The following is a 23,827-nucleotide window of genomic DNA, read 5'->3' as shown; positions in this document are numbered from 1 at the left end:
TGATAAAACGAGAATATCGTATTTTTCTACAAAAAAACTCTTATTTCGGAGAAAGGTAAGATTCAGCAGGAGCTACCTCAGAAAAAAGGTTTCATAGGTTGTGCTTTCGTTCAGATTTATAGCTCGAACCTTTGTCAGTTCAGGAGGAGTGAGGTATATTGAAAAGATAATCATGGAAAAGGGGGATTCATCATGGTGTGGGTACATAAAACGTTCGCTGAACTTTCGAAGCAGGAATTGTATGATATTTTACAGACAAGGGTCGATGTATTTGTCGTAGAACAGGAATGTCCTTACCCTGAAATTGATGGTAGAGACGAAGCTTGTTTACATATTTGGATGGAAATAGACGAGGAGATGGTGGCCTACTGCCGGATCGTACCACCAGAAAACGGAGAGCCGTACCACAGTATCGGCCGCGTGCTCGTGAAAGAAGGACATCGAGGGTGTGGCTATGCCCGTCAGGTGATGGACCGTGCAATTAAAGTGCTGAAGGAAGATTATAAGGTTATGAACATCTGGCTGCATGGCCAGGAGCACCTGCGCCATTTCTACGGATCTTTTGGATTCAAAGAAGTATCAGATGTCTACCTTGAAGACGGAATTCCGCACGTGGATATGCTGATGGATGTCTAAATCGTTTCGACTCCTCTCTAACCGGGAATGATAGCTTTGTGAAAAGTTTCCGAATGGAGGTCTTGAAATGAGTCCGCAAACATTTACAAAACAATACATCAATGGTCAGTGGAAGAATGGTTCCAGTGAGAAATATGTAGATAATGTCAATCCTTATACACAGCAAACGATTGCTTCGATCCCTTCTGCCAATGAAGATGATCTTAACGAAGCCTACGAGGCGGCAGTAAATGCTCAGGAGTCATGGATGACGACACTCCCTGCTAAAAAGCAGGCGTCTTTTGATCAGCTGTTGAAAGTCGTCCATGAGAGGAAAGATGAAATTATCGATTGGCTCGTGAAAGAAGCGGGTAGCACACTCGTCAAAGCGGAGGTTGAATTTCAGGCGGCTGTAGGCATCATCCGGGAATCGGCCAGTTTTCCGACACGCATGAGCGGACAGATTTTGCCATCCAACACACCAGGAAAGGAAAACCGTGTGTACCGCTCTCCGAAAGGTGTCATCGGCATCATCGGCCCATGGAATTTCCCTTTCCATCTAGCGATGAGGTCCATCGCTCCTGCTGTAGCGACAGGGAATACCGTCGTCGTTAAGCCGGCTTCTGATGCACCGGTTACGTCAGGATTATTAATCGCCGATTTGTTCGAAGAAGCAGGTTTCCCTGAGGGTGTAATCAATGTGGTTGTCGGTCGAGGATCAGAAATCGGAGATGCCTTTGTAAAACACCCGGCAGCAAAGCTGATTTCATTTACAGGTTCGACGGAAGTCGGCAGTCATATTGGTGAACTCGCCGGGAAGTATATTAAGGAGACAGCTTTAGAGCTAGGCGGGAACAATGCCATGATCGTCCTTGAGGATGCCGATATCGATCAAGCAGTGGAAGCGGCCGCTTTCGGAAAGTTTCTGCACCAGGGGCAGATTTGCATGTCGCTGAACAGGATCATCGTTGACGAACATGTCCATGATTCGTTCATCGAAAAATTCAAAGAGAAGGTTGAAAGCTTGAAAGCTGGTGATCCGGCGGAGAAAGATACCGTCATCGGCCCTCTCATCAACAAAGATGCCATTGAACGTATTCAGGAGGATGTGAAAGAAAGTGTCGGTCGTGGCGCTGAAATTCTCACAGGTGGGGAGACAGATGGCAGTGTCATGCAGCCGACCGTTTTAACAGGGGTAACGAGCGATATGCCGATTGCGAAAAATGAAGTCTTCGGCCCTGTTGCTTCTGTGATTAAAGTTTCGTCTGAACAAGAAGCGATCAAAGCGGCGAATAGTTCTCCGTATGGATTGAGCGGTTCTGTATTCACTCGTGATGTCCACCGTGGTGTGGAAGTAGCCAAACGTGTGGAGACAGGAATGATCCATGTGAATGATCAATCCGTAAATGATGAAGCACACGTCGCTTTTGGTGGAGAAAAAGAATCCGGCCTCGGACGTTTCGGTGGCGAATGGGCGTTGGATAAATTCACAACTGTCAAATGGATCGGTGTGATGAACGGATATCGCGAATTTCCGTTTTAACATGTGAGGCAGGAAAAGCAGGAGCTCAAGAAATGGAGCTCCTGCTTTTTTTAATTTCACTCAATAAGTATTCCTGTACTTCCCATTTCGGACCGGATTGTATATGTCCATTCAATTTTTCCGCATACTTCATAGCTTCTCCTTCTTTGGGGAAAACCCGGTCTCTACGATCAATCGGGTCTTTTAAGACTTCTAATAAACGATCATCTTTTCTAACAAGCGCATACATGTGAACCCCTCCTGTATAGTTCGTGTAGGATATTTGTATAAAATAATTAAAATACATTTTGAATAAGTATTCAATCATTATTTTTATAAAAATTGTCCAACAAACAGACTCGTTTCGACAGAAAAAAAGAGGTGGATATTCGGTTGCGCCAACGATCTGATTTATGGAAGCGCTTATTATATTGGGAAAATAAAAGACAGCACCTTCGGGTTGGAAAGTGCTGTCCTTCATCTTACTTCTGCTTAAATGCTTTAAATCGTTTTACCGCATCCTGCAATGTCTCTTCAGAATTGTTCAATCCGATGCGCACATAGCCCTCTCCATGCTTGCCAAAGCCGATGCCTGGGGCAACGAACAAACCTGTCGCTTCCAATAAATCATCCGCAAAGCCTTGGGAAGTATAGCCCTCAGGAACTTGCAGCCATGCGAAAAAGGAACCCTGGCAGGGGGCGACATGATATCCCGCATCTTTTAACCCATGGACGAGAAGGTCACGTCTTTTTTCATAAGTTTCGGCAAGTTCTGTGACACATTGTTGTGAACTTAATAAGGCGGTCGCTGATGCTTTCTGTAATCCGCCGAAAATACTGCAGAAATAGTGATCCTGGATGACCTCAAGCGCATGGATGACACTTGGGTTACCGACAGCAAAAGCGACACGCCAGCCGGCCATGTTATACGTTTTCGACATCGTATAAACTTCAACACCGACGTTTTTTGCGCCTTCGAATTGCATGAAGCTGAGTGGTTTGTTTCCATCGAATCCGATGGCTCCATATGCGAAGTCATGGACAACGCAGACATCGTTCTTTTCGGCCTCTTTGATGGTTTCTACAAAAAAGTCCGCATCAGCCATAGCACCAGTCGGATTATTGGGGTAGTTCAAGAACATGAGCTTTGCTTTTTCCCAGCTCTCTTTATCAATTTCTCTGTAATCAGGCAAAAAGCCGTTCTCTTCGCGAAGCGGCATGGACTTCATTTCTGCACCGACCATTTCAATGCCGGACCAGTAATCCGGGTAACCAGGGTCAGGAACGAGCGCGACATCCCCTGGATCAAGAAAGCATTGGCTAAGCTCAACGAGCCCTGTTTTGCTGCCAGGCATAATGGCGACCTCTGTTTCTGGATCAATGTCCACGTCATATTCGCGCTTGTAGAATTCAGCCACGGCTTCCTTTAAGAATTCATATCCGTGGAAGGGAGGATATTTATGGAAGTTCGGATTCTCGGCGGCCTCCTGTAGGGACTCCACAATGTGGGAGGGGGTCGGTTGGTCAGGGTTTCCCTGCCCTAAGTTCAAGGTGTCATATCCCCGATTCTTGTATAGATTTAATTTATCGATCATCGTTGCAAAAAATTGGTCCGGAAGCCGCTGGATGGCTTTGGATGTTTGGAATTGCTTCATGTCCTTCACCTCGAATGATTTTTTTGAAAAGTCGTACAAAAAGATAATATCGTTAGTTTAACATGAGAGAAGTTTGAGTGGGAACCATATAGGCAAAGAAGTAAGAGAATAGAAGGTACGTAAAAGGAGTGATTGGGATGGATTTTGTTATTATCGGAGGAGATGCTGCCGGTATGAGTGCAGCCATGCAAATCGTAAGGAATAGTGAGGGGCATTCCATTACCGTTTTGGAACAAGGAGGGATTACATCTTATGGGCAATGCGGCCTTCCGTATGTACTGAGCGGAGATGTCGAGTCTACAGAAGACCTCATCGCACGTGATCCTGAAACGTTTCGCGAAAAATACGGCATTGATGTCCGAACCTATCACACGGTGACGGAAGTGGATTGCGACCATAAAGTCGTGTACGGAAAAGATCATGAGGGACAGGGTTTTGAGTTGTCTTATGACCGTCTCCTCGTAGCTTCCGGTGCAGCACCGGTCATTCCTCCATGGGAAGGACGGGAGCTTGAAGGGATTTATTCATTAAAAACCATTCCCGATATGAAGGAGATCATGGCAGCGACCACAAAGGAGAAGAAACGTGTGACCATCATCGGCGGCGGATACATAGGTCTTGAAATGGCCGAAAGCTTCGTGTCGATTGGAAAAGAAGTAAGATTGATAGACCGCGGACCTCAACTGGCGAAAATTTTCGATGAAGATATGGGGGAATTGGTCCATGCAGAAGCCGAACGGAACGGCGTGGAACTACACCTTGGGGAATCGGTTGAAGGATTTAGAGGGGACCAGCATGTTCAATCGGTCATCACAGATAAAGGAGAATATGAATCCGACCTTGTCCTTGTCGCCGTAGGAGTGACACCGAACACGTCCTTTATGAGGAATACAGGCGTGTATAAAGGAATGAACGATGCGATTGCCGTGAATGCTTTCATGGAGACAAGCATTCTGGACATTTATGCTGCCGGGGATTGCGCCACCCAGTATCACCGGATCAAGAAAAAGGATGATTATATTCCTTTAGGAACGCATGCCAACAAACAAGGGCAAATTGCCGGACTGAACATGATTGATCACAGAAGGTCATTCCGAGGAATTGTGGGCACGTCAATTTTGAAATTCTTTGATTTAACGCTCGCCCGCACCGGTCTTTCTGAACGGGAGGCAGAGAATGAAAGGATTCCATTTAAGAAAATCACGATTGAATCGACACATGCCGCCGGCTATTATTCCAAGGAAAATCCGATGACATTGAAAATCGTATATCATGAGCAAACCGGTCAGTTGCTCGGGGCACAAATCATCGGAGGTCAGGGAGCTGATAAACGGATTGATGTCTTGGCTACTGCGCTATTCCATGAAATGACGATCGACGAATTGGAAGACCTGGACCTGGCCTACGCACCTCCTTATAACAGTGTGTGGGACCCTGTGCAGCAGGCAGCCCGTAAAGCAGACTGAATCGTGTAGGAAGTTCATCATGTATGGTAGGATAGGAATGAAGCACCATACAGGAGGATTCATGCTGTGAATACAGATTTATATAAAAAGGCGGAAGCATTCGTTCGTCAATACCATCAGGAGCAACAGCTTTCGGGTACAGATGATAGGCTCAAAGAAATCGAGCAGGAAATCAGTGAAACGGGGAGCTATACGCACACCTACCAGGAACTTGAATATGGCGCCAAGGTCGCTTGGCGGAACAGCAACCGCTGCATCGGACGTCTTTTTTGGAACAGCTTGAAGGTTTTTGATGCCAGGCATATCGATACAGAGGAGGGCATGCGCGATGCCCTTCTCGATCACTTGGATTATGCAACGAATGGGGGGCGCATCCGCTCGACGATCACCATTTTCAAACCAAAGACCTTAGAAGGGAAAATACGGGTTTGGAATCATCAGTTGATTCGTTACGCCGGCTATGAAGAGAACGGAAGCGTGACAGGAGACCCGGCTTCTGTAGCGTTTACGAAGGAATGCGAGAAGCTCGGCTGGAAAGGGGAAGGTACGTCGTTTGATGTGTTGCCTCTTGTCGTCCAAATGGATGGACGGGAGCCCGTGTGGTTTGACATTCCTTCAGACAAGGTATTAGAAATACCGCTTCGTCATCCCGAATATGCTTGGTTTGAAGACTTAGGCATGCAATGGTACGCCGTTCCGGTAATTTCTGATATGCGCCTTGAAATCGGTGGACTGGATTACACTGCCGCCCCGTTCAACGGTTTTTATATGGAAACGGAAATCGGGGCCCGTAACCTCGCCGATGACTTTCGTTATAACCTTTTGCCTACTGTAGCGGAAGCGATGGGTCTTGATACGAAACGAAATTCTTCCTTGTGGAAAGACCGCGCTTTGATTGAGCTTAATCAGGCTGTGCTGTTTTCTTATCAATCCGATGGGGTAAGCCTTGTCGACCATCATACAGCTGCTCAACAGTTCCATCAGTTCGAGAAAAAAGAACAGTCATGCGGCCGTGAGGTCACGGGTGACTGGACATGGCTCATTCCGCCTGTTTCACCAGCAACAACACACATCTTCCATTCGGCCTATGAAAACCGGATGGACACACCGAATTATTTCTATCAACCTCCAGCCTACGAAAAAAATCCTTCCGAATGATGCGGAAGGATTTTTTCATTGTCTCATTTATGGGTAGTATCGACTGAATTTATATTGAGAGAAACTCACTCATATAAGTCCGGACGGCGGTCCTGAAAAATTGGGATCTGCTCCCGAATCGCCTCGACAGCGGTGAAGTCGACATCAGCATACACGATTTCTTCATCAAAACCACCTTCAGCTAATACGCTTCCCCATGGGTCCACAACGATTGAATGTCCTCCAAACTCATTGTTTTGATCAGCACCTACACGGTTGCAGGCGATGACGAAGCATTGATTTTCAATCGCCCGGCTGATCAATAGATTCCGCCAATGCTCAACACGGGGTTTTGGCCACTCCGCAACGACAAACAACCCTCGCGAACCATCCAGCATATGTGTTCTCATCCATTCAGGGAAGCGGATATCATAACAAATGACACCGGCCACCGGCACATCGCCAAGATTGAAATTCCCTTTTTGGTTCCCTGATTCCAAATATTTTTCTTCATTCATCAAGCGGAATAAATGCGCTTTTCGGTAGTTGAGCAGCCGATCACCCTCAGCGTTATAAGCAACGAAGGTGTTGTAAAACTTCCCGTTTTCTTCTTCAGCGATTGATCCGGCAATGATGACCTTGAGTTCCTTTGCTAAAGAAATCAAGAGCTGATGTGTCGGACCTTCGAGTGTTTCTGCTATTTCTTCAAAACGGGAAAGATCATATCCTGTCGTCCACAATTCAGGCAACAAGATGACCTCGCTTGCTTGTGTAGCCGCTTCTTTTATCTTTTCTTGTGCAACTTTCCGGTTCTCTTCAGGACTACCGAAGACGATGTCCATTTGAATGATCGCTATTTTTGTTGTCATCCTATCACCTCATTTTCTTCTTAGTGTATCAAAAAATTCTGACGTTTCCCTAATGTTTTCGCACAGGATTTTGTTTGGAAGGTGAGAATTCTTCTCTTTGTTTCATTCTGTGTATCGAAACAAACCGCCCATGCTACAATAAACATAAACCGCTATTCAATGATATAGCAGGATTGTTAAGAATTGATTTCGAGATTTTTGTGTGAGTTTAGGGGCTTCGGGAAAAGGTTCGCTTTCCATGGGGCGGGCGCTGAGCCTCCTCGGACTACGTCCTGTGGGGTCTCAGCTGTCCCGCATACCCCATAGGAGTCTCACCGTTTCCCTCCGCCCCTTTTACCATATGAGGTTCTCGAAATCGCTCTTTTGTTCCCTGGATATTGCTGTATGAAATCCTGTATAAACCGTGTCGATATAGGATTTTTAACCATAAAAAAAGCTCACGTTTCTGGAAGGTAGTTTCGAGAACTTCTTAAGCCCCCATCCACTCATCAAAAATCTCGAAACTGATTCTCCAAGAATAGGGAGCATATCTGCAAGAAAGAGTAAAAGGAAGTGGGAGTATGTTTGAGTTGTTTCTTCCGATGCTTGAAAGGCTTGGAATTATTGTAACGGTTGCGTTCATCATTACTCGCTTCCGTTTTTTTCGGGAATTGATCGATCAAAAAACACTGGACCAACGTCAGCGGTACATGGCGATCGCTTTTTTTGGGTTGTTCGGAATCATTGGTACATATACAGGCATCACCTATGATACAAGTTCCCTTGATTATGGACGCTGGGCTTATAATCTTATCGAATCGGAAGCGTTGGCAAACTCAAGAGTGATCGGAATCGTGGCGGCTGGTCTTTTCGGAGGCTACCGCATTGGCATAGGGGCTGGGGTGATTGCTGGTTTGCATCGTTTTTCCCTTGGAGGGTTCACGGGGGTCGCTTGCGGGATATCCGCTGTGGTAGCAGGAATCATTGCAGGTTACTTCCATAAAAAAGAGGAGCCTCTGAAACTGAAGACGGCTTTATTCGTTGGGGCTCTTGCAGAGACGGTCCAGATGGGAATCATCCTGCTCATCTCAGATCCTTTTCCGCGTGCGTGGGCCCTTGTCCAGGAGATCGGTGCGCCTATGATTGTAGCGAACGGTGTCGGTTCCGCATTGTTCTTATTGATCATCCGCAATGTTCTTCATGAAGAAGAGAAAGTCGGAGCTTTGCAGGCACAAAAAGCACTCAAGTTGGCAGAATCAACGGTTTCTCATCTGCGAAAAGGATTGACGATGGACTCTGCAGAGAAGGCATGCCAAATCATTTATGGGGAAGTTCAAGTGAGTGCAATTTCCATGACTGATAAACAAAGAATTCTTGCTCATGTCGGACAGGCCGATGACCATCATAAGGCGGGAGAGCAGATTCAAACGGACGCCACTCGTGAAGTCATTGAGACAGGAAACCGTGTTGTAGTCAGGCATGAAGAGATTCAATGCCAACAGCCGGATTGTCCGCTTGGGGCAGCGGTCATCGTTCCATTGAAGAAACGTCAGGAAGTGGTCGGAACTCTGAAGTTTTACGTTTCATCACAAAAAGAAATTTCGAATGTTCTATTGGAATTGATCCAAGGGTTGAGCGCTCTCCTTAGTCAGCAGTTGGAGCTTGCGGATGCTGAAAAAGCGCAGGAGCTCGCACGGGAAGCGGAAGTAAAGGCCCTGCAGGCACAAGTTAATCCGCACTTTTTGTTTAATTCGTTAAATGTCATCGTTTCGTTGACCCGCACGGAACCCGACCGGGCGAGAGCGTTGCTTATTGCGCTTTCTAAGTTCTTCAGGCAAAACCTGGGGGCGACCACCAAAACCTGGACGTCTTTAAAAGAAGAGCTGAAACATGTAAAGTCTTATCTTCTTATTGAAGAGACGCGTTTCGTCGATCGACTGCATGTTCACTATGATGTTGATGAATCCGCATTATCCGCACGAATCGCGCCCTTAACCCTACAGCCCCTGGTCGAGAACAGCATCAAGCATGGAATTAAGGACCGAGATGGTGGATCGGAAATTACGATTCGTATCTGTAGAGATGGAGATAACGTCAACATTAGTGTAGCGGATAACGGAAAAGGGATTGAGCCGATGAGATTACGCACATTGGGTGAACAATCGGTCACATCTGAAAGTGGGACAGGGTTCGGGTTATATAATGTCAACAAACGTTTAGAATACATGCACGGAAAGAGTGCGAAGCTGCAAATTAGGAGTGAACAAGGACAGGGGACAACGATTGCATTTACGGTTCCTCATCATGAAAAGGAGACAGGGTCATGAACGCAAAAATTACAGTGCTCATCGTCGATGATGAGCGCTTTAGTCGAGAAGAATTGAATTTTTTGCTCGAACCTTATGAAGGCATCGAAGTCGTAGGAGAAGCGGGGTCAGGTGATGAAGCCGTCATGCAGACGTTAAAGCTTCAGCCTGATGTTCTTTTTCTGGATGTGGAGATGCCGAAGATGGATGGAATGGCGGTAGCGAAGGCGGTCCAAGAGCTCAAGAAGGTCCCGGAGATCGTCTTTGCCACCGCGTATCCGGATTTTGCGGTCGAAGCGTTTCGTCAGAAGGCCATCGATTACTTGCTCAAACCTTTTGATGAAGAACAGTTGAGTGAAACGGTGGAAAGAATCGAGAAGAAATTTGCGCCGGCGGAGGAGAGGACCGCCTATCCTCCTTCCAAATTGGCGGTAGAAGTGGAAGACACGATTGAATATCTTGATCCCTCAGAAATTATGTATGTCCATAGAGAGGACCGTGTCACCAAGATTGTCGGCAAACAAAAGGTCTATGAAACGAGGGATGCTCTCAAAGATGTGGAGCAGCGTCTTCAAGGTTTTTCTTTTTTCCGGATCCATAAAAGTTACCTCGTGAACTTGGATTACGTCCACAGGTTAACTCCTTGGTTCAATGGGGCTTATCAGTTGGAACTCCAGGAAACGGAAGAGAAGCTTTCCGTCAGCCGAAACTATGTGAAGGAATTACGAAAAAAGCTGGAGTTGTAATCCAGTTGTATTTCAATCCTTTATTTCGACATCTTGAACATAAATCCTGACATGTTGAACAGAAAACCCTCTTTTGTAAGCGTTCTCTTGATATATTACATGTAAGCGATTACAGACGAACGCGAAAAGGAGGATTCACAATGATTACTTTTCTAGTGAGTATTGCACTTTTAATTGTCGGTTATCTTACGTACGGTAAATATGTTGAAAAAACGTTCGGTGTCAACACAGGACGTGAAACGCCTGCCTATTCTCATGGTGATGGTGTCGATTACCTGCCGATGGGAGAGAAAAAGAATGCTTTAATCCAGCTCTTGAACATCGCAGGGGTAGGTCCTATTTTCGGTCCTATTCTTGGAGCTTTATATGGACCTGTCGCTTTTCTATGGATTGTGTTCGGAGCTATTTTTGCGGGTGCTGTCCACGATTATTTAACAGGGATGATTTCCATCCGTAACCGTGGCGCCCACCTGCCTGAACTTGCAGGGAAGTTTTTAGGGAAAGTGATGAAGCACGTGGTCAATGCGTTTGCGATTCTTTTGCTAGTCCTTGTAGGAACTGTATTTGTTACAGCACCTGCCGATCTATTACACAACATGACGAGCAGCTGGCTGGCTCTTCCTGTCATTCTGCTTGTGATTTTTGCTTACTATTTGCTAGCAACAATGCTTCCGATTGATAAAATTATCGGACGGTTTTATCCGATTTTCGGAGCTCTATTACTCATCAGTGCGATTGGAGTCGGCGTATCTCTCGTCGTAACAGGAGCACCAATCCCAGAATTGTCATTTACGAATATGCATCCGGATAACGCACCGATATTTCCACTATTGTTCTTAACGATTTCTTGTGGTGCTCTGTCAGGATTTCATGCGACACAAACCCCTATCATCTCAAGAACGACACAAAGGGAAAAACAAGGACGTCGGATTTTTTACGGAATGATGATTGCTGAAGGTATCATTGCCATGATCTGGGCTGCTGCGGCTATGAGCTTGTTCAACGGTTCTGCAGGATTAAATGAAATCCTTGCAAGCGGTGGACCAGCAGCTGTCGTCAGTGAAGTTTCAATCGCTATGCTTGGTGCCGTCGGGGGTACACTGGCTGTACTAGGTGTCATCATTTTGCCAATCACATCAGGCGATACAGCTTTCCGAAGCGCACGTATGATCATTGCGGATTATATTAAAGTTCCACAAAAGAAAATCATGAGTCGTGTATGGGTTGCCCTTCCATTGTTCGTCATCTCATTCGCACTGACACGCATCGATTTCACTTTGCTGTGGAGATACTTCTCCTGGGCGAACCAATCGACAGCCGTCATCGCGCTTTGGGTAGGAGCGATGTACTTGTTCCTGTCACGTAAAAATTACTTTATCGCAGCCGTACCTGCAACGTTCATGACCATGGCGACTTTCACCTATATCTTGAACGCGCCGATCGGATTCGGTCTGGCCCTGAATGTTTCCTACATCGTTGCAGCCCTCGGCACTGTTGCGGTTGTTACAGCCTTCATCATAGCCGCCCGCCGCGGATTACAGAAGGATATTCCATTAGAAGAAGATCTGAAACAAACCGCCTAATGTTAAAGAGCACCTACTTTTCTAAAAGTAGGTGCTCTTCTTTTGTCTATGGACACTTAAGAAGGGTAGTGGAATGATGAGCCTTTTGTTGTTATGTCGAATACTCAATGAACGGTGTCGAATTCTAAAATAACGATGTCGAATACTTCAATATCCCTGCCAAGCACTCTATTCACCCCCTTAAACCGTCGTGTGGGAATGTTTTTCTTAACGATGAAAGGGTATCCTTTATAGGGAAAGGAGAGATTGTTGTGGAACAAGAAATCCAAGAGAAACAAGGGACGTTTTTTATAGGAGATGAACAGGACCCGAAAGCTAAGCTTCTATTTGAAGAAAATGACAATACAATGGTCATTACAAGTACTTTCGTTGCACCGTCTGAGCGTGAACAGGGGTTAGGCGGAGAATTAATTGATTATGCCGTGAACTACGCACGAAAACATAAATTAAAAATCGAACCGGTCTGCTCCTTCGCCCGGGAAGTCATTGAAAATACACCGGAATATCAAGTGGTGTTAAAAGCGTAGAGGGGGAGTTTTTGATGGTTAAAATTAGGGAACCTGAGGAAAAGGATTTGATGCATTTTACAAGGTACAGCATCGATTTTCTTCATGTGACCAGTTCTGAGAGGCTGACCAATGAAGAAGTAAGAGATCGCAAGTATTGGGCAGCCGATCAATTTTTAGCAAAGAATCCGAAGCAGAAGCTTCTGGTTTCTGATATGAATGGAAGAATGATCGGATATGTTCTTGGGATTATCGAATCACACGGGGAAGAGGATGTGTATGGATATGTCAGAGAAGTATTTGTGGATGAATTTTATCGACGAGAGGGGATCGGAACAGACCTGTGTGACGAACTAATCAAGTGGATGTATGATCAGGAAGCGAAAGCCATCCAGGTAAGTCTCCGTCCGCATCAAAATGGTGTAAGTGAATTTATCCGCAGAATCGGTTTCTCTTCTGTCAGCACCCTTTATGAATACCAGTCCGAATGATAAAGGAAGTTTTAGAGAGGAGGTAAAGAATGAAAAAGGCTATGCTAATCGTCAATCCTTCTTCTGGAAAAGAGGAAGCCGTTGATCATGTTGAACAAATCGAACACATTTTATCAGAAAAAGGATACGAAGTGGAAGTTGCTCAAACAGAAAAAGAGCTGGATGCCACAAAGTATTGTCAGCACGCATGCAGAGATGAATTTGATCTCGTAGTTTCTATGGGTGGGGATGGTACCCTTCATGAGACCATTAATGGAATGGTGGACGAAAGCCATCGTCCCCTTTTAGGGATTATCCCACTGGGAACTGTCAACGATTTTGCAAGAGCCCTTGATATCCCATTAAAGGTCGAAGAGGCTATTGATGTTCTCCGTTCCGACCAGAACAAATCTGTAGATATTGGAAAATTCAATGACCAGTATTTCGTCAATATCGTCGCAGCGGGAGCCCTCGCTGAAGCGACGTATGAAGTGACACCTGAACAAAAAACCAAATTTGGTCCGCTTGCGTATATGATGGAAGGGATGAAAACCTTGACCCAGCATAGCAGTTATCCCATGCGGATTGAATATGACGATAAGGCCTGGGAAGGAGAGTCTTTTCTTTTCCTAGCAGCGTTAACGAATTCAGCAGGAGGTTTTGAGAAATTATCTCCGGAAGCGAAAGTGAATGACGGGAAAATTCACGGATATATCGTACCTAAAGTGAATATGATACGACTCGCATCCATAGTTTCAGCCATTCTTCGAGGTGGACTTAAAGAGGAGCAGGATGTGGAATACTTCAAAGCGGATCATATTCGTATCACATCTGAGGAAAATCTTGTGACGAACGTCGACGGAGAAGAAGGGGATTCCCTGCCCGTGGAGTTGTCCGTCCTTCCATCTCATATATCCGTCGTTGTAAAATAGGGAAAGGCTGTCAGGTGTACAGCCTTTTTTCTGTGCCATACTAGGAGTGAATGAGGTGGGTCTATGAAGAAACCAGATATGGAAGATTACTTACAGGAAGGCATTTATGGAAGTCGGCAAACAAAACCAGGCGAAAGAAAACAATACCTTGGTACGTTAAGGGAACGAGTTTTGATTGCTTTGACAAAGGGACAGGTGATGCAGGAACAGGGTCAGGAAAAGTTGACAGATCTAATGAAAAGCTACCAAGATGCCAAACTGCTTTTAAACGGAGACGTGAGCTATCGTTTTTTATCTCCCTACATGGATCTAGCCGATGAGCATAACATCCATCACTCGACCGTTTCGAACCAGGAAACACAATCAGAGTTCGGGGCTGTCCTCACCTTGGATTACGCGATTGAAAAAGAGCATATCACGGTTGAAGAACAAAAAGAAGACGAACAGTCTTCTGACCAGAACGGATGGACAGGCTTCTTCAAGTCTCTTTTCAAACCATCAAAATAAAAGAAAGGCTGCGGATCATCCGCAGCCTTTTTTCACACGTCCCCCTCACATGGAGAGGCCATTTTATTTGTACTGACTCAAGAATCTTGCCAGCCCGACGATAATAATAGCAAAAGAAAAAAGTATCATTGCAATGTAGCCGGCGTAGAACAAGAATTGATCGAAAAAGTTCCCAGCAGTGTCACCAATGCTGTACAGCGCATACCCGGAAAGAAGAGCAGCTAGAAACAGAAACACACGGTTGTTGAAGTCCATCTTTATTCCACCTCCTTTGTACTTTCAATATATGATGTACAAACGTGGAATATTTAGCTTTTAAAAAATTTATTTGACGGCTTGTCCACACTAACCACAGATCCTGTCTAAATTTGAGCCCTTATTCAACCATATGGCAGGAATTGTGTAAGCCTCGATTTCGAGATGTTTAGGGAATCGTTGCTTGGGATGAGCGTCAGGGGTGGCTGGGAAGCTACTCGCTTTTCTGTGGGGATGGCGGCAAGCCTCCTCGAGCTTCGCTCTGTGTGGTCTCGCCAGCCAATCCATTCCCACGGGAGTCTCGCAGCTTCCCAACCACCCCATTCATCGTATGCGGGTAACGATCTCCTTTGTCGAATATGAGGGTCTTTTAAAACTCCTGTTCTATAGTTATAAAGCGAGCTATAGCAAGCTTTTTTATACAGAATAGCGATTATGGAAATTCATATTGCTCCACTATCCTTGTAAGTATAAGCATCCTACTCCGGTAGTGGTTTCGAGACTCTGATATGGCAAAGGGCGGAGGGGAATGGCGAGACTCCTGCGGGAAAAAAGTGCATGGTGAGACCCCACAGGACGTAGTCCGAGGAGGCTCACCGCGCTCCCGCGGAAAGCGAGACATTCCCCGCAGCCCGCATCCACTCAACAAAAGTCTCGAAATTTGAGTTTTCAAGAATAGGGGGCATTAAGGAATAAAAGAGAATAAAAAAAGCCCCCTTTTGAATGGGCAAAAGGGGGTGATGGTATGTGTCTTTTCATTGAAGGAAGACAGACCATGAAATCTACAGGTTATTTTTCCTGGCGGGGAAAAATAATAGGGTGATTCGACGTAAGAGACAAAAGAGAGTACTCAAGAAAGAAATGAATACAAATAAACAAATAAACCATGTGCAAAGCCGTGGACAACCAGCACGACAGCGCACGAGCACGATTCAGTATCTCTTTTGCTATCTCTTATTGTATCACCTTTTCCCATGTTGCTGCTTTGGGAAAAAAACGTTCGAAAATGATAACTGAATTGAGGTTTTAAGAAAAGATTTTCTCAAGTTTTGTCTACTATTGGTAAATTGTAAAATATATTCAGAAGAGTGATTGTTGAAGAAGCATGAATCTTGTACACTTGAACTATCAACTATATGGAGTGGAGCACATGGATGTCAGTAAAATCCAACTAATGATTCAAATGCAGGCCATGTCTATGTTAGGGAATCGGAATTCGAACACTTTTTCAGGCGGAATGCAGGATATGACGTTCCAAAGCCTGTTGAATGCAGCGATGGAACAATCGTTTCGTGCGAGCGGACCTTCTGTGCCACCCCCCCTTTCAACACAACCAGTGAGCAGCCACATGGCTCAGCAAGTACCAGTTCCTGTGGAGAAAAGCCAGGAAGGGAATAACATTGCCAATGTAACAAGTGGAAACGCGGATGTAGATCAGCTCATAAAGAAAGCCTCAGAGCGATATGGGGTCGATGAAAAATTGGTACGCTCTGTGGTGAAGGCTGAATCGAACTTTGATGCTCGTGTCGTCAGTCATGCAGGGGCTCAAGGATTGATGCAGCTTATGCCCGCTACAGCAGAGGGCCTTGGTGTTACAGATCCATTTGATCCGGAGCAGAACTTGATGGGCGGGACAAAATATTTAAGGCAAATGCTCGATCGTTATGATGACAATACCGAGTTAGCGCTTGCTGCTTATAATGCTGGCCCTGGCAATGTAGACAAGTATGATGGTGTACCACCATTCCGGGAAACGCAAAATTACATAACTAAAATACTTGGAAGAGCATAAAAAAGCGCGGGCGTCCTATAAAAGACCCCGCGCTTTTTTATATCGATAGGCTTTTAAAAATGTATCCGTCTTTTACTGGAGAACGACTTTTCTACTTATCTGGCTCAAGTTCCCGGCTCATCTGCATGTATTGATTAAAAACGACCGTCATCTCTTTCAACCGGTTGCGGACGTCTTCGTCAATGAGCTCGCCCTGTGTGGAGAAGTGGTTCGTGTGTGTGTACACGTAGTTTGGTGTTACCATGCACCGGAAGTAATTCAGGATTGGCTTTAATTGATTCTCCACGACAAGGTGATGTTGCAAGGTCCCCCCATTGGCAACTATTGATACGGGCTTATAACGCATGGCAAGGGGCGATACTGCATCAAATACGTTTTTTAAAGTGCCTGGGATCGATCCTTGGAAAACGGGTGTAGCGATGACATACGCATCGGCTTCTTCGATTTCATTGATCAATTTCTTCATATCATCATTGTACTCTTCAGCTGGGCGGCCATCTACGAATTGAAGCTCGTAGTTCTCAAGGTCCACGATTTTTGTCGTATGGTCCGTTGGCAGCTGTTGTATATATTTTTCGATTTCATCAAGGAGCGTCCGGGTCTTTTTCCCGACAATCGTTCCGTTCAATAGTAGGATCTTCATGACAACTTTCTCCCCTTCAATTTTCTTTGAGCTATGTTATCGTATGCAGAAATGAATAAAGTGGGCTATGTAGCTAATGGTAGTATGTGTTGAGATGGCCCGATTATCTTATGAAATTCTGCATGGCGGGTGCAGCTCGAAGTTCAACCGTCTTCCTTCATGGCGGGTAAGCGTGAATCACCGTAACGGTTGGAGTATATGTGGAATAGTCTCTTTTCTTTTTATGGTAAAGTATACGTCTTATTTAAGCAATTGTGAGGATTCTGCTTGCTTCATGTCGATGTAAGAAGGGTATAATAGGAATAGGAGGGAAGGCGATGATCCGTTTATGGCGAAGAGTTAAGTTTCTTTTCAATGTCAGAAAATCGGTACCGTTTCTTGTGCGGTTTTTCAAATCAAAAGATGTGAGTGCCGGGAAGAAAGGATTTTCCGTTGTACTCTTAGTGGCTTATCTTCTGTTCCCATGGGACGTCATCCCGGATTTCCTCGTATTTTTCGGTCTTGTCGATGACCTTGCTGTCTTCACTTACATCATGCAATGGATGGTGAAGATGGCTCCTGCGGACTTGCAGAAGGAGTACCGCGTCTATGATGAATAGAAATGTTTAATCAACGACAAGATGAGGTATGTAATTGTTGTGGATTCAATAATTAGTCAAGGAGTGATGGATAATGAGTAATGTAATGTTTACCGCACATGCAACAGCACAAGGTGGAAGAAATGGCCATGTTAAGTCAGATGACGGTTTAATTGATTTGAACCTTTCCATGCCTGGTGAAGGTGATGAAAAAGGATCGAACCCAGAGCAATTGTTTGCTGCTGGTTATTCCGCTTGCTACGATGGAGCATTGAACTTGGTTGCAAGTAAACAGAAGAAAGATATCGAATCTGAAATCACTGCTGACGTCAGCCTTTTGAAAGATGAATCAGACAATGGTTTTAAAGTAGGCGTTGTCCTTAATGTGAAAGTGAAAGGCGTTTCTCAGGAAGAAGCGGAATCACTTGCTGAAGAAGCACACAAAGTATGTCCATACTCTAAAGCCACAAGTGGAAACATCGATGTTGAAATCAATGCGAGTGCCGTATAAAAGTAACCTCTTCATCCCTGGTGGAAACTCCACCAGGGATTTTTATTTGTCGGAAGGGAAGAATAGGTAAAGCGTATGTGATGCGATTCGTATCACTACCAGGCGTGCTGACAATTATGGTATTTTATAGTCGAAGGGGTGAAGGCGATGAAAATCACCGACCAAGCGAGAGATTTGTTGAATCAAATCTTGGAGGATGAAGACGCAGGATGCCTGCGCTTGTTTTTTGCTGGGTATGGGTGTGGGGAACCAGATATCGGTATGACGATTGGTGAACCGGAAGGTGATGATGAACTTCATCACATCAATTCTATTCCCGTGGCCATAGATCGTAGAATTGCGCACATGACGGAAACTTTGACAATTGAAGGAAAGCAGACAATGGAAGGACCGAAGTTTCAAATGCTTGGGCTTCCTGAGAAAGACTGTTAAATAGATGCCCACAGTTTTGTGGGTTTATTTTTATAGGAGAACGACTCGGATACTGGGCTCTCCTTAATGAAATATAGATTAGAAAAGAGAGGGTCGCTACACATCATGATGGCATCAGGACACCAGGTTGTAGGCTTCACTTTCGGGGTGGGGGCCATTACCTTACTCCCTACGTTCGAGTGGATGCCAGAACAACCTCTTCAAACGGTTTTATTTTTTGTGTTCGTCCTTTTCGGCTCGCTTTTGCCGGACATCGACACACCGACATCTACTCTCGGCCACAAGTTTTGGCGAGGGCTTATGACGGTCTTTACCATCGCATTTCTCTGTTACTTATTTGTTCCAGAGTATTTAGATACATATCGAGAACAACTTAAAATATTCGTCATGCTGCTTTTACCCATCCTCATTATGATTCGCGGACATAGAAAAATGACTCACTCCGTGTTATTTGTTGGTTTACTTATTGGATACGGCATTATCCTTGAACAAGCCTTCGCCATTCCACGTATGTATATCGGAGGGTTGATCATAGGAGTGGTTTCCCATTTGTTCGGGGATTACATAACGAAAAAAGGCATCCCGTTGGCTTATCCTTTTTCCAAGAAATATTTACAGTTCGTTTTTACCTTTCGAACAGGATCCAACAGCGAGCGTCTCATTGTCTACAGCTTGCTTTTATGGAACGTATGGTACCTCACCTCAAACATTTTCTGACACTACATTTTTGTAGTGTCTTTTTTCTATACCCAGTTATTAAACAATATGGCAGGATTGTTGAAGACTCAGTTTTGAGATATTTCGGGGTTCGTTGCCGTGTGGAGCGTCAGGGGTGGCTGGGAAGCAACTCGCTTTCCTGTGGGGGAGCGCCGAGCTTCCTCGGACTGCGTCCTGCGGGATCTCGCCTGTCTCCTTCTCCCACGGGAGTCTCGCAGCTTCCCAGCCACCCCATTTGTCGTATGCGGGGAACGAACCCCCACACCGGGAGAGACTGTCTTCCACAATAGGGAGCGTTTATGGAATATGAAGAGGTGCATAAAAGGAAATATAATCCAAAAATATTTCAATATCTTTAAATTTTGTATAGACATCTTTTAGAAAATTCAATAAAATATAAGAAAGATAGATAAGGAGGGCGAATTTTGTGGCAGATTACCAACTAATTGAACCGAGCCCATTGCGAAAGCTCCAAATGAGTCGCACTTCCTCTTTATATGATGTGTATCTGGATTATTTAAGGAAGTATCCTAGAAGGGATGCTGTCTTAAAGACGAAAGATCATATCCTCTCCCATTTTCCCAAACCGATCGATGAACAAATTGTCTGCATGGAATTCTTTTATATGAATGATTTTTTTGAAGAGTTGTCTGTCATTACAGCTTCCCCTTACATAAATAAAGAGGCAGGTCGTTTGTATCGGGTAATCCTGTCCCAGATGGGTAGAGATAAAAAGAAAAATTATTTGGATGAATTAAAAGAGCTCCATTTTACACATCCATCGTTACGATGTCTTCACTTGTTTACCCTCGTTTACTCTTATCAGGATTTGAAAGTATTTACAGCATTGGACAAGTATTTGGATGAATGCGATCAGTCGCTTCAGCAAGTAGACGAACCTTTGATGTATTATTATTTGAATCAACGTTATCAAGAGCTGCTTTTTTATCATTATTGGAAGACCAATAATTCCATTCTCGCGAGCCGTTATGCCTATAAAATGATCAACACAGAAGTTTCACCAAGAAGAAAGAGCCGCATGCATCATGATTTGGCACTATGCCAGCTCTTTAATGGCTATGAATCTTCTATGGAATCGTTACTAAAGTCTATGGAAATTGCTGAAAAGCATGGTCATTTACGCTTTTTACAAACGGTGAAAAATCGTTCGCTTCCTTTCATATCTGCTTTTCATCAGGAAACAGAAGGAATATCTACCACTGATCCCGTAGAGCAGGCCCACCTTGCTTTAGCGCGAGGAGATTATAAAAAGACACAGGAAATTCTGCATTCCTTGCCATCACTCACGCCCTTTCAAGAAAGTTATTTGGGACTGGCTAAAGGAAACAGGGAGATGCTCAGGCATTCCTATCACCGTTTCATCCATGAACAAGGGGATTACTTCTTTGCCCAACTTCCACTAGCGTATTTAGAAAGAATATAAAAATAAATGGAGGTTTTCTTATATGAAAAGGTTTTCCGGAATATTTGTTGTTCTTTTACTGACCCTAGCAGGTTTATGGGGATTGGGAGAGGTTAAGACCGCCCATGATCCAGGTGATGGAGGTTATTGGAGTATAGAGAATCCAGAAATCTAATCGTTGTAATGAAAAAGGTGTCCTGGTCTTGACCAGGACACCTTTTTCGTTCTCTATTATTCTTTATTTTTTTTGCGTCGTTCAGGCAGTGGTTCTTTTCGTATCATCTTTGTGAAGGCATAAACGAAAAGAATGATGATCACGGTAAACGGAAGAGCAGAGACAAGGGAGGCCGTCTGCAAAGCATCCAATCCACCGGCGACTAGCAGGACACCGGCAATGGCTGCCATCAGGACACCCCAAATCACTTTAATGGCAAGGGCAGGGGTGAGACTGCCATTCGTTGTCATGCTGGCCAAAATGTATGTGGCTGAGTCAGCAGATGTAATCAAGAACGTCGCAATCAATAAAATCGATAAGAAGGATAAAATACCTGTAAGAGGCAGGTATTCATAGGCTTCAAAGAGTGCGACCGTTATATCATTGTTGACTGCTTCAGCAATTTGCGTTCCATTGTTCAAGTCACTGTTCAAGGCTGTTCCGCCGAAAACGGCGATCCATAAACAAGCAATTAACGGGGGAACGACTAGGACGCCAAAGATGAACTCCCTGATGGTTCGACCGCGGGAAACGCGGGCAACGAAAGCCCCCACGAAGGGAGACCATGCAATGACCCAGGCCCAATAGAAAATCGTCCAATCGCGGAGCCAGCTTCCACCTTCATAAGGGGTCAACCTTAGACTATACCCCACGAAATTTGAAATATAATCCCCGATCCCTAGGGTGAAACTATTTAAAATAAAGACAGTCGGGCCGGCAAAAAAGACGAATAATAGTAAAACTAAGCAAAGGGCCAGGTTCAAGTTACTGAGCCATTTGATCCCTTTTTCTAATCCAGTACTGGATGAAGTTAAGTATAAAACGAGGAGTACGCCAGTGATGATAAGTTGGATCGATGTACTATTCGGAATGCCGAATACTGCGTTCAATCCACCGTTCATTTGAAGGATTCCCAGTCCAAGGGAAGTGGCGATTCCCATTACTGTAGCGATAACGGCTAATGAGTCGATGGTGTACTTCACAGGCTTTGATTTCCCGAGCACGGGTTCAAGAGCGGTCGATACGAGACCGTTCTTCTCTTTTCTGAATTGCAAAAAGCCAATAAGCAGCCCGACAATTGCAAACACGGACCACTGGTTGATTCCCCAGTGGAAGAAGGAGTAACCCATAGCGACACGTGCCGCATCCTCCGTTTGGGCCTCCAAGTCTGAGAAGGGCGTTTCAAAAAAGTGGCTCATTGGTTCTGCAACTCCCCAGAATACGAGACCTACACCAAATCCGGCGGAAAAGAGCATGCCAATCCATGTGAAAAAAGGAAATTCAGGCTTTGAGTCTTGAGGCCCGATTTTGATTTTTCCGTACTTACTTAGTCCGAGAGCGGCCAGGAAAATGACAAAGCCGAAAACGGATATAAGATAAAACCAGCCGAAATTAACGGTAGTAAATTCAAATAAGGCACCAGCGACTGTACCGAAGCCTTCGGGGTTGATTGCTCCTACGATGACGAGGACAGTGATGGCGGTGGCAGAAATGAGGAAAACAGGGTTTTTGAGTTGATCTTTCATCGTGGACTCCTTTCATGAAACATAGATAATAGATGAACATGAATTTGACGATCGATTTGTTTATTCCCTACATTTTCCTATGAAAAACATTTACACTTGGAATTCGGAACGGAGCATTCCCATAAGGATGGTGTCATAATAAGTTCCTTCGACATATTCATTTTTTCGGAGTCGTCCTTCTGTCTGGAATCCTGATTTTTCATAGAGTCTTAGCGCTTGTGAGTTGCCGCTCCAGGTGTCCAGTTGCACACGTTCGAGGTTCAACGTGTAAAAGAGGTGTTTCAACAATGTTTGGATGATGTCCCTGCCATATCCATGGCCCCAATATTCCTTTTCCCCGATGCTTAAACCGATTTCAGCTGCCCTTGTCACCGGATTGAGGTTGCTGTAGCTGCATTTTCCGATAGGCACTCCCGTACTGACTGTATAGACAATGAACACACGTCCGCTTTCCCATAGAGGTTGAGCGGTAAGGTTTTTTTCATAAAAAGCTTCTAGATCTTCTTTAGGATTGTTGTTTTGATAGGCGGAATCGCTCCCATGTCCAAGATTCGCTAACTCTTCATCATTCGCCCACTTAAACAAATGCTTCAAGTCATCCCTTGAAACAGGTCGAAGTTCAACTAGATTTCCTTTGAGCATATACCTTCCCCCTTGCTAACATCTACTTTCCATCGTATAAGAAAACTTTTCCAAAAGAAAGAGTTGTCGAAAAATTAGGGATAAGAGATTTTAAACTCGGACAAGATGATATAGAGGAGGATTTACATGTTTGAAAAATGTACAGAAGTCTGCCAGTGGTTAAGTGAGTTTGATGGAGAATGGTGGTTTGCAGGGGGCTGGGCCATCGACCTTCATATCGGTGAAGAAACGAGGCATCACGAGGACGTGGAAGTCGCTATTTTTCGTGAAAATCAACTTGATTTATACGAAACATTAAAATCCTGGGATTTGTACGTCGTCAAACAAAAGGAACTCAAGCGTTGGGAAGGGGAAACCCTTCTACTTCCTGATCATGAAATCCATGCCTTTTCTCAAGAGGGTCATAGATTAGAAATTCTCCTCAATGAAAAAAGCAGGCATTACTGGCAGTTCAGAAGAGATCCTTCCATTACATTTGAAATCAGCCGTATGCACCTGCAATCAGAACATGGATACGCGTATTTGAACCCTGAGATTGTACTACTTTATAAATCAACCTATACAAAAGAGAAAGATGAGGGTGATTTCCGTCATGTCTTTCCTTACTTGAATGAACATCAGAAAGAGTGGTTGAAACAGGCATTGATGCATCACCATCCTGAACATCGGTGGCTGGAAGCTTTACTCTATTGAACGTATATTCCGAGAAGAATATAAAATGAAAATGTTAAAAGCCCAGGAGACATTCGTCTTTTGGGCTATATTTATGTAGGGAAAATTCGACGAATTGTTTATTTTTTC

General features: G+C 44.7%; 26 protein-coding genes. 19 read left to right on the top strand and 7 right to left on the bottom strand.

The features are described from left to right. The first annotated feature begins 192 nt into the window (after positions 1 to 192). Together GLV98_RS17580 and GLV98_RS17575 are read left to right on the top strand one after the other, a co-directional pair. Entirely contained in the window at positions 193 to 636 is a 444-nt protein-coding gene (locus GLV98_RS17580; RefSeq protein WP_160917353.1) for a GNAT family N-acetyltransferase, read from the top strand. A gap of 67 nt (positions 637 to 703) precedes the next feature. Continuing rightward, the gene (locus GLV98_RS17575) at positions 704 to 2,158 is read left to right on the top strand and encodes an aldehyde dehydrogenase family protein (protein WP_160917352.1); all 1,455 of its coding nucleotides are present in this window, start codon (positions 704 to 706) and stop codon (positions 2,156 to 2,158) included. A 25-nt stretch (positions 2,159 to 2,183) separates the two neighbouring features. Here the strand turns inward: GLV98_RS17575 and GLV98_RS17570 are convergent, their stop codons facing one another. Both GLV98_RS17570 and GLV98_RS17565 read right to left on the bottom strand, forming a co-directional pair. Next, positions 2,184 to 2,387, bottom strand: coding sequence for a hypothetical protein (locus GLV98_RS17570; RefSeq protein ID WP_160917351.1), 204 nt, complete (start codon positions 2,385 to 2,387; stop codon positions 2,184 to 2,186). 232 nt (positions 2,388 to 2,619) lie between these two features. Beyond that, entirely contained in the window at positions 2,620 to 3,792 is a 1,173-nt protein-coding gene (locus GLV98_RS17565) for a pyridoxal phosphate-dependent aminotransferase (RefSeq protein ID WP_160917350.1), read from the bottom strand. Between the two features lie 137 nt (positions 3,793 to 3,929). On the opposite strand from GLV98_RS17565, the gene GLV98_RS17560 reads away from it, so the two are divergent. Beyond that, positions 3,930 to 5,258 (top strand): FAD-dependent oxidoreductase, encoded by a 1,329-nt coding sequence (locus tag GLV98_RS17560; RefSeq protein WP_160917349.1) that lies wholly within the window; start codon positions 3,930 to 3,932, stop codon positions 5,256 to 5,258. Between the two features lie 66 nt (positions 5,259 to 5,324). Further along, positions 5,325 to 6,416: a nitric oxide synthase oxygenase gene (locus GLV98_RS17555; protein ID WP_160917348.1), complete on the top strand. Its 1,092-nt coding sequence runs from the start codon at positions 5,325 to 5,327 to the stop codon at positions 6,414 to 6,416. A gap of 65 nt (positions 6,417 to 6,481) precedes the next feature. On the opposite strand, the gene GLV98_RS17550 is transcribed toward GLV98_RS17555, so the two are convergent. Beyond that, positions 6,482 to 7,264 (bottom strand): carbon-nitrogen family hydrolase, encoded by a 783-nt coding sequence (locus tag GLV98_RS17550; protein WP_160917347.1) that lies wholly within the window; start codon positions 7,262 to 7,264, stop codon positions 6,482 to 6,484. Between the two features lie 560 nt (positions 7,265 to 7,824). On the opposite strand from GLV98_RS17550, the gene GLV98_RS17545 reads away from it, so the two are divergent. The 7 genes from GLV98_RS17545 (at position 7,825) to GLV98_RS17515 (ending at position 14,293) form a co-directional block, all read left to right on the top strand. Next, positions 7,825 to 9,570 (top strand): sensor histidine kinase, encoded by a 1,746-nt coding sequence (locus GLV98_RS17545; RefSeq protein ID WP_160917346.1) that lies wholly within the window; start codon positions 7,825 to 7,827, stop codon positions 9,568 to 9,570. Next, positions 9,567 to 10,295, top strand: a complete 729-nt coding sequence (locus GLV98_RS17540; RefSeq protein ID WP_160917345.1) for a LytR/AlgR family response regulator transcription factor — start codon at positions 9,567 to 9,569, stop codon at positions 10,293 to 10,295. The genes GLV98_RS17545 and GLV98_RS17540 overlap by 4 nt, the downstream gene beginning before the upstream one ends. A 140-nt stretch (positions 10,296 to 10,435) precedes the next feature. After that, complete coding sequence (locus GLV98_RS17535) at positions 10,436 to 11,878, top strand: carbon starvation CstA family protein (RefSeq protein WP_160917344.1); 1,443 nt, start codon at positions 10,436 to 10,438, stop codon at positions 11,876 to 11,878. 251 nt (positions 11,879 to 12,129) lie between these two features. Then, positions 12,130 to 12,405 (top strand): GNAT family N-acetyltransferase, encoded by a 276-nt coding sequence (locus GLV98_RS17530; RefSeq protein WP_160917343.1) that lies wholly within the window; start codon positions 12,130 to 12,132, stop codon positions 12,403 to 12,405. A 14-nt stretch (positions 12,406 to 12,419) separates the two neighbouring features. Beyond that, a complete protein-coding gene (locus tag GLV98_RS17525) occupies positions 12,420 to 12,875 on the top strand; it encodes a GNAT family N-acetyltransferase (protein WP_160917342.1) in 456 nt (151 codons plus the stop codon). 29 nt (positions 12,876 to 12,904) lie between these two features. Further along, positions 12,905 to 13,786 carry a diacylglycerol/lipid kinase family protein gene (locus GLV98_RS17520; RefSeq protein WP_160917341.1) on the top strand — a complete coding sequence of 294 codons (882 nt, stop codon included), beginning with the start codon at positions 12,905 to 12,907 and terminating at the stop codon, positions 13,784 to 13,786. 63 nt (positions 13,787 to 13,849) lie between these two features. Further along, positions 13,850 to 14,293 (top strand): YueI family protein, encoded by a 444-nt coding sequence (locus tag GLV98_RS17515; protein ID WP_160917340.1) that lies wholly within the window; start codon positions 13,850 to 13,852, stop codon positions 14,291 to 14,293. Positions 14,294 to 14,356: 63 nt separating this feature from the next. Here the strand turns inward: GLV98_RS17515 and GLV98_RS17510 are convergent, their stop codons facing one another. Beyond that, a complete protein-coding gene (locus GLV98_RS17510) occupies positions 14,357 to 14,548 on the bottom strand; it encodes a hypothetical protein (protein WP_160917339.1) in 192 nt (63 codons plus the stop codon). Between the two features lie 1,150 nt (positions 14,549 to 15,698). Here GLV98_RS17510 and GLV98_RS20315 point away from each other — a divergent pair. After that, positions 15,699 to 16,340, top strand: a complete 642-nt coding sequence (locus GLV98_RS20315) for a lytic transglycosylase domain-containing protein (RefSeq protein ID WP_160917338.1) — start codon at positions 15,699 to 15,701, stop codon at positions 16,338 to 16,340. A gap of 91 nt (positions 16,341 to 16,431) precedes the next feature. On the opposite strand, the gene GLV98_RS17500 is transcribed toward GLV98_RS20315, so the two are convergent. Next, positions 16,432 to 16,983 (bottom strand): NADPH-dependent FMN reductase, encoded by a 552-nt coding sequence (locus GLV98_RS17500; protein ID WP_160917337.1) that lies wholly within the window; start codon positions 16,981 to 16,983, stop codon positions 16,432 to 16,434. A 317-nt stretch (positions 16,984 to 17,300) separates the two neighbouring features. On the opposite strand from GLV98_RS17500, the gene GLV98_RS17495 reads away from it, so the two are divergent. The 6 genes from GLV98_RS17495 to GLV98_RS20310 all read left to right on the top strand — a co-directional run bounded on the left by GLV98_RS17495 (position 17,301) and on the right by GLV98_RS20310 (position 20,819). Beyond that, positions 17,301 to 17,582 (top strand): YkvA family protein, encoded by a 282-nt coding sequence (locus GLV98_RS17495; protein WP_160917336.1) that lies wholly within the window; start codon positions 17,301 to 17,303, stop codon positions 17,580 to 17,582. A 73-nt stretch (positions 17,583 to 17,655) separates the two neighbouring features. Continuing rightward, positions 17,656 to 18,072: an organic hydroperoxide resistance protein gene (locus tag GLV98_RS17490; protein WP_115825158.1), complete on the top strand. Its 417-nt coding sequence runs from the start codon at positions 17,656 to 17,658 to the stop codon at positions 18,070 to 18,072. A gap of 147 nt (positions 18,073 to 18,219) precedes the next feature. Continuing rightward, positions 18,220 to 18,504: a hypothetical protein gene (locus GLV98_RS17485; RefSeq protein ID WP_160917335.1), complete on the top strand. Its 285-nt coding sequence runs from the start codon at positions 18,220 to 18,222 to the stop codon at positions 18,502 to 18,504. 66 nt (positions 18,505 to 18,570) lie between these two features. Beyond that, entirely contained in the window at positions 18,571 to 19,221 is a 651-nt protein-coding gene (locus tag GLV98_RS17480; RefSeq protein WP_237417181.1) for a metal-dependent hydrolase, read from the top strand. Between the two features lie 427 nt (positions 19,222 to 19,648). After that, positions 19,649 to 20,665, top strand: coding sequence for an AimR family lysis-lysogeny pheromone receptor (locus GLV98_RS17475; RefSeq protein ID WP_160917334.1), 1,017 nt, complete (start codon positions 19,649 to 19,651; stop codon positions 20,663 to 20,665). Between the two features lie 22 nt (positions 20,666 to 20,687). Then, positions 20,688 to 20,819 (top strand): hypothetical protein, encoded by a 132-nt coding sequence (locus GLV98_RS20310; protein WP_272917310.1) that lies wholly within the window; start codon positions 20,688 to 20,690, stop codon positions 20,817 to 20,819. Between the two features lie 56 nt (positions 20,820 to 20,875). On the opposite strand, the gene GLV98_RS17470 is transcribed toward GLV98_RS20310, so the two are convergent. After that, a complete protein-coding gene (locus GLV98_RS17470; RefSeq protein WP_160917333.1) occupies positions 20,876 to 22,384 on the bottom strand; it encodes a BCCT family transporter in 1,509 nt (502 codons plus the stop codon). Between the two features lie 90 nt (positions 22,385 to 22,474). After that, positions 22,475 to 23,026: a GNAT family N-acetyltransferase gene (locus GLV98_RS17465; RefSeq protein ID WP_160917332.1), complete on the bottom strand. Its 552-nt coding sequence runs from the start codon at positions 23,024 to 23,026 to the stop codon at positions 22,475 to 22,477. A gap of 126 nt (positions 23,027 to 23,152) precedes the next feature. Here GLV98_RS17465 and GLV98_RS17460 point away from each other — a divergent pair, with 126 nt between their 5' ends. Further along, positions 23,153 to 23,719 (top strand): nucleotidyltransferase domain-containing protein, encoded by a 567-nt coding sequence (locus tag GLV98_RS17460; protein ID WP_160917331.1) that lies wholly within the window; start codon positions 23,153 to 23,155, stop codon positions 23,717 to 23,719. Positions 23,720 to 23,827: the final 108 nt, after the last annotated feature.

Origin of the sequence: Halobacillus litoralis (assembly GCF_009856415.1) — a bacterium.
GTDB lineage: Bacteria > Bacillota > Bacilli > Bacillales > Halobacillaceae > Halobacillus > Halobacillus litoralis_C.
This window is presented reverse-complemented; position numbering and strand designations above follow the sequence as displayed.

What these genes read in the sequence shown, in the direction of transcription:
- GLV98_RS20315 (WP_160917338.1), top strand. Translation starts at nt 15,699, where the DNA reads ATGGATGTCAGTAAAATCCAACTAATGATTCAAATGCAGGCCATGTCT.
- GLV98_RS17460 (WP_160917331.1), top strand. Translation starts at nt 23,153, where the DNA reads ATGTTTGAAAAATGTACAGAAGTCTGCCAGTGGTTAAGTGAGTTTGAT.
- GLV98_RS17500 (WP_160917337.1), bottom strand. Translation starts at nt 16,983, where the DNA reads ATGAAGATCCTACTATTGAACGGAACGATTGTCGGGAAAAAGACCCGG.
- GLV98_RS17550 (WP_160917347.1), bottom strand. Translation starts at nt 7,264, where the DNA reads ATGACAACAAAAATAGCGATCATTCAAATGGACATCGTCTTCGGTAGT.
- GLV98_RS17485 (WP_160917335.1), top strand. Translation starts at nt 18,220, where the DNA reads ATGAAAATCACCGACCAAGCGAGAGATTTGTTGAATCAAATCTTGGAG.
- GLV98_RS17510 (WP_160917339.1), bottom strand. Translation starts at nt 14,548, where the DNA reads ATGGACTTCAACAACCGTGTGTTTCTGTTTCTAGCTGCTCTTCTTTCC.
- GLV98_RS17560 (WP_160917349.1), top strand. Translation starts at nt 3,930, where the DNA reads ATGGATTTTGTTATTATCGGAGGAGATGCTGCCGGTATGAGTGCAGCC.
- GLV98_RS17545 (WP_160917346.1), top strand. Translation starts at nt 7,825, where the DNA reads ATGTTTGAGTTGTTTCTTCCGATGCTTGAAAGGCTTGGAATTATTGTA.
- GLV98_RS17565 (WP_160917350.1), bottom strand. Translation starts at nt 3,792, where the DNA reads ATGAAGCAATTCCAAACATCCAAAGCCATCCAGCGGCTTCCGGACCAA.
- GLV98_RS17525 (WP_160917342.1), top strand. Translation starts at nt 12,420, where the DNA reads ATGGTTAAAATTAGGGAACCTGAGGAAAAGGATTTGATGCATTTTACA.
- GLV98_RS17520 (WP_160917341.1), top strand. Translation starts at nt 12,905, where the DNA reads ATGAAAAAGGCTATGCTAATCGTCAATCCTTCTTCTGGAAAAGAGGAA.
- GLV98_RS17540 (WP_160917345.1), top strand. Translation starts at nt 9,567, where the DNA reads ATGAACGCAAAAATTACAGTGCTCATCGTCGATGATGAGCGCTTTAGT.
- GLV98_RS17490 (WP_115825158.1), top strand. Translation starts at nt 17,656, where the DNA reads ATGAGTAATGTAATGTTTACCGCACATGCAACAGCACAAGGTGGAAGA.
- GLV98_RS17470 (WP_160917333.1), bottom strand. Translation starts at nt 22,384, where the DNA reads ATGAAAGATCAACTCAAAAACCCTGTTTTCCTCATTTCTGCCACCGCC.
- GLV98_RS17575 (WP_160917352.1), top strand. Translation starts at nt 704, where the DNA reads ATGAGTCCGCAAACATTTACAAAACAATACATCAATGGTCAGTGGAAG.
- GLV98_RS17580 (WP_160917353.1), top strand. Translation starts at nt 193, where the DNA reads ATGGTGTGGGTACATAAAACGTTCGCTGAACTTTCGAAGCAGGAATTG.
- GLV98_RS20310 (WP_272917310.1), top strand. Translation starts at nt 20,688, where the DNA reads ATGAAAAGGTTTTCCGGAATATTTGTTGTTCTTTTACTGACCCTAGCA.
- GLV98_RS17535 (WP_160917344.1), top strand. Translation starts at nt 10,436, where the DNA reads ATGATTACTTTTCTAGTGAGTATTGCACTTTTAATTGTCGGTTATCTT.
- GLV98_RS17480 (WP_237417181.1), top strand. Translation starts at nt 18,571, where the DNA reads ATGAAATATAGATTAGAAAAGAGAGGGTCGCTACACATCATGATGGCA.
- GLV98_RS17570 (WP_160917351.1), bottom strand. Translation starts at nt 2,387, where the DNA reads ATGTATGCGCTTGTTAGAAAAGATGATCGTTTATTAGAAGTCTTAAAA.
- GLV98_RS17465 (WP_160917332.1), bottom strand. Translation starts at nt 23,026, where the DNA reads ATGCTCAAAGGAAATCTAGTTGAACTTCGACCTGTTTCAAGGGATGAC.
- GLV98_RS17495 (WP_160917336.1), top strand. Translation starts at nt 17,301, where the DNA reads ATGATCCGTTTATGGCGAAGAGTTAAGTTTCTTTTCAATGTCAGAAAA.
- GLV98_RS17515 (WP_160917340.1), top strand. Translation starts at nt 13,850, where the DNA reads ATGAAGAAACCAGATATGGAAGATTACTTACAGGAAGGCATTTATGGA.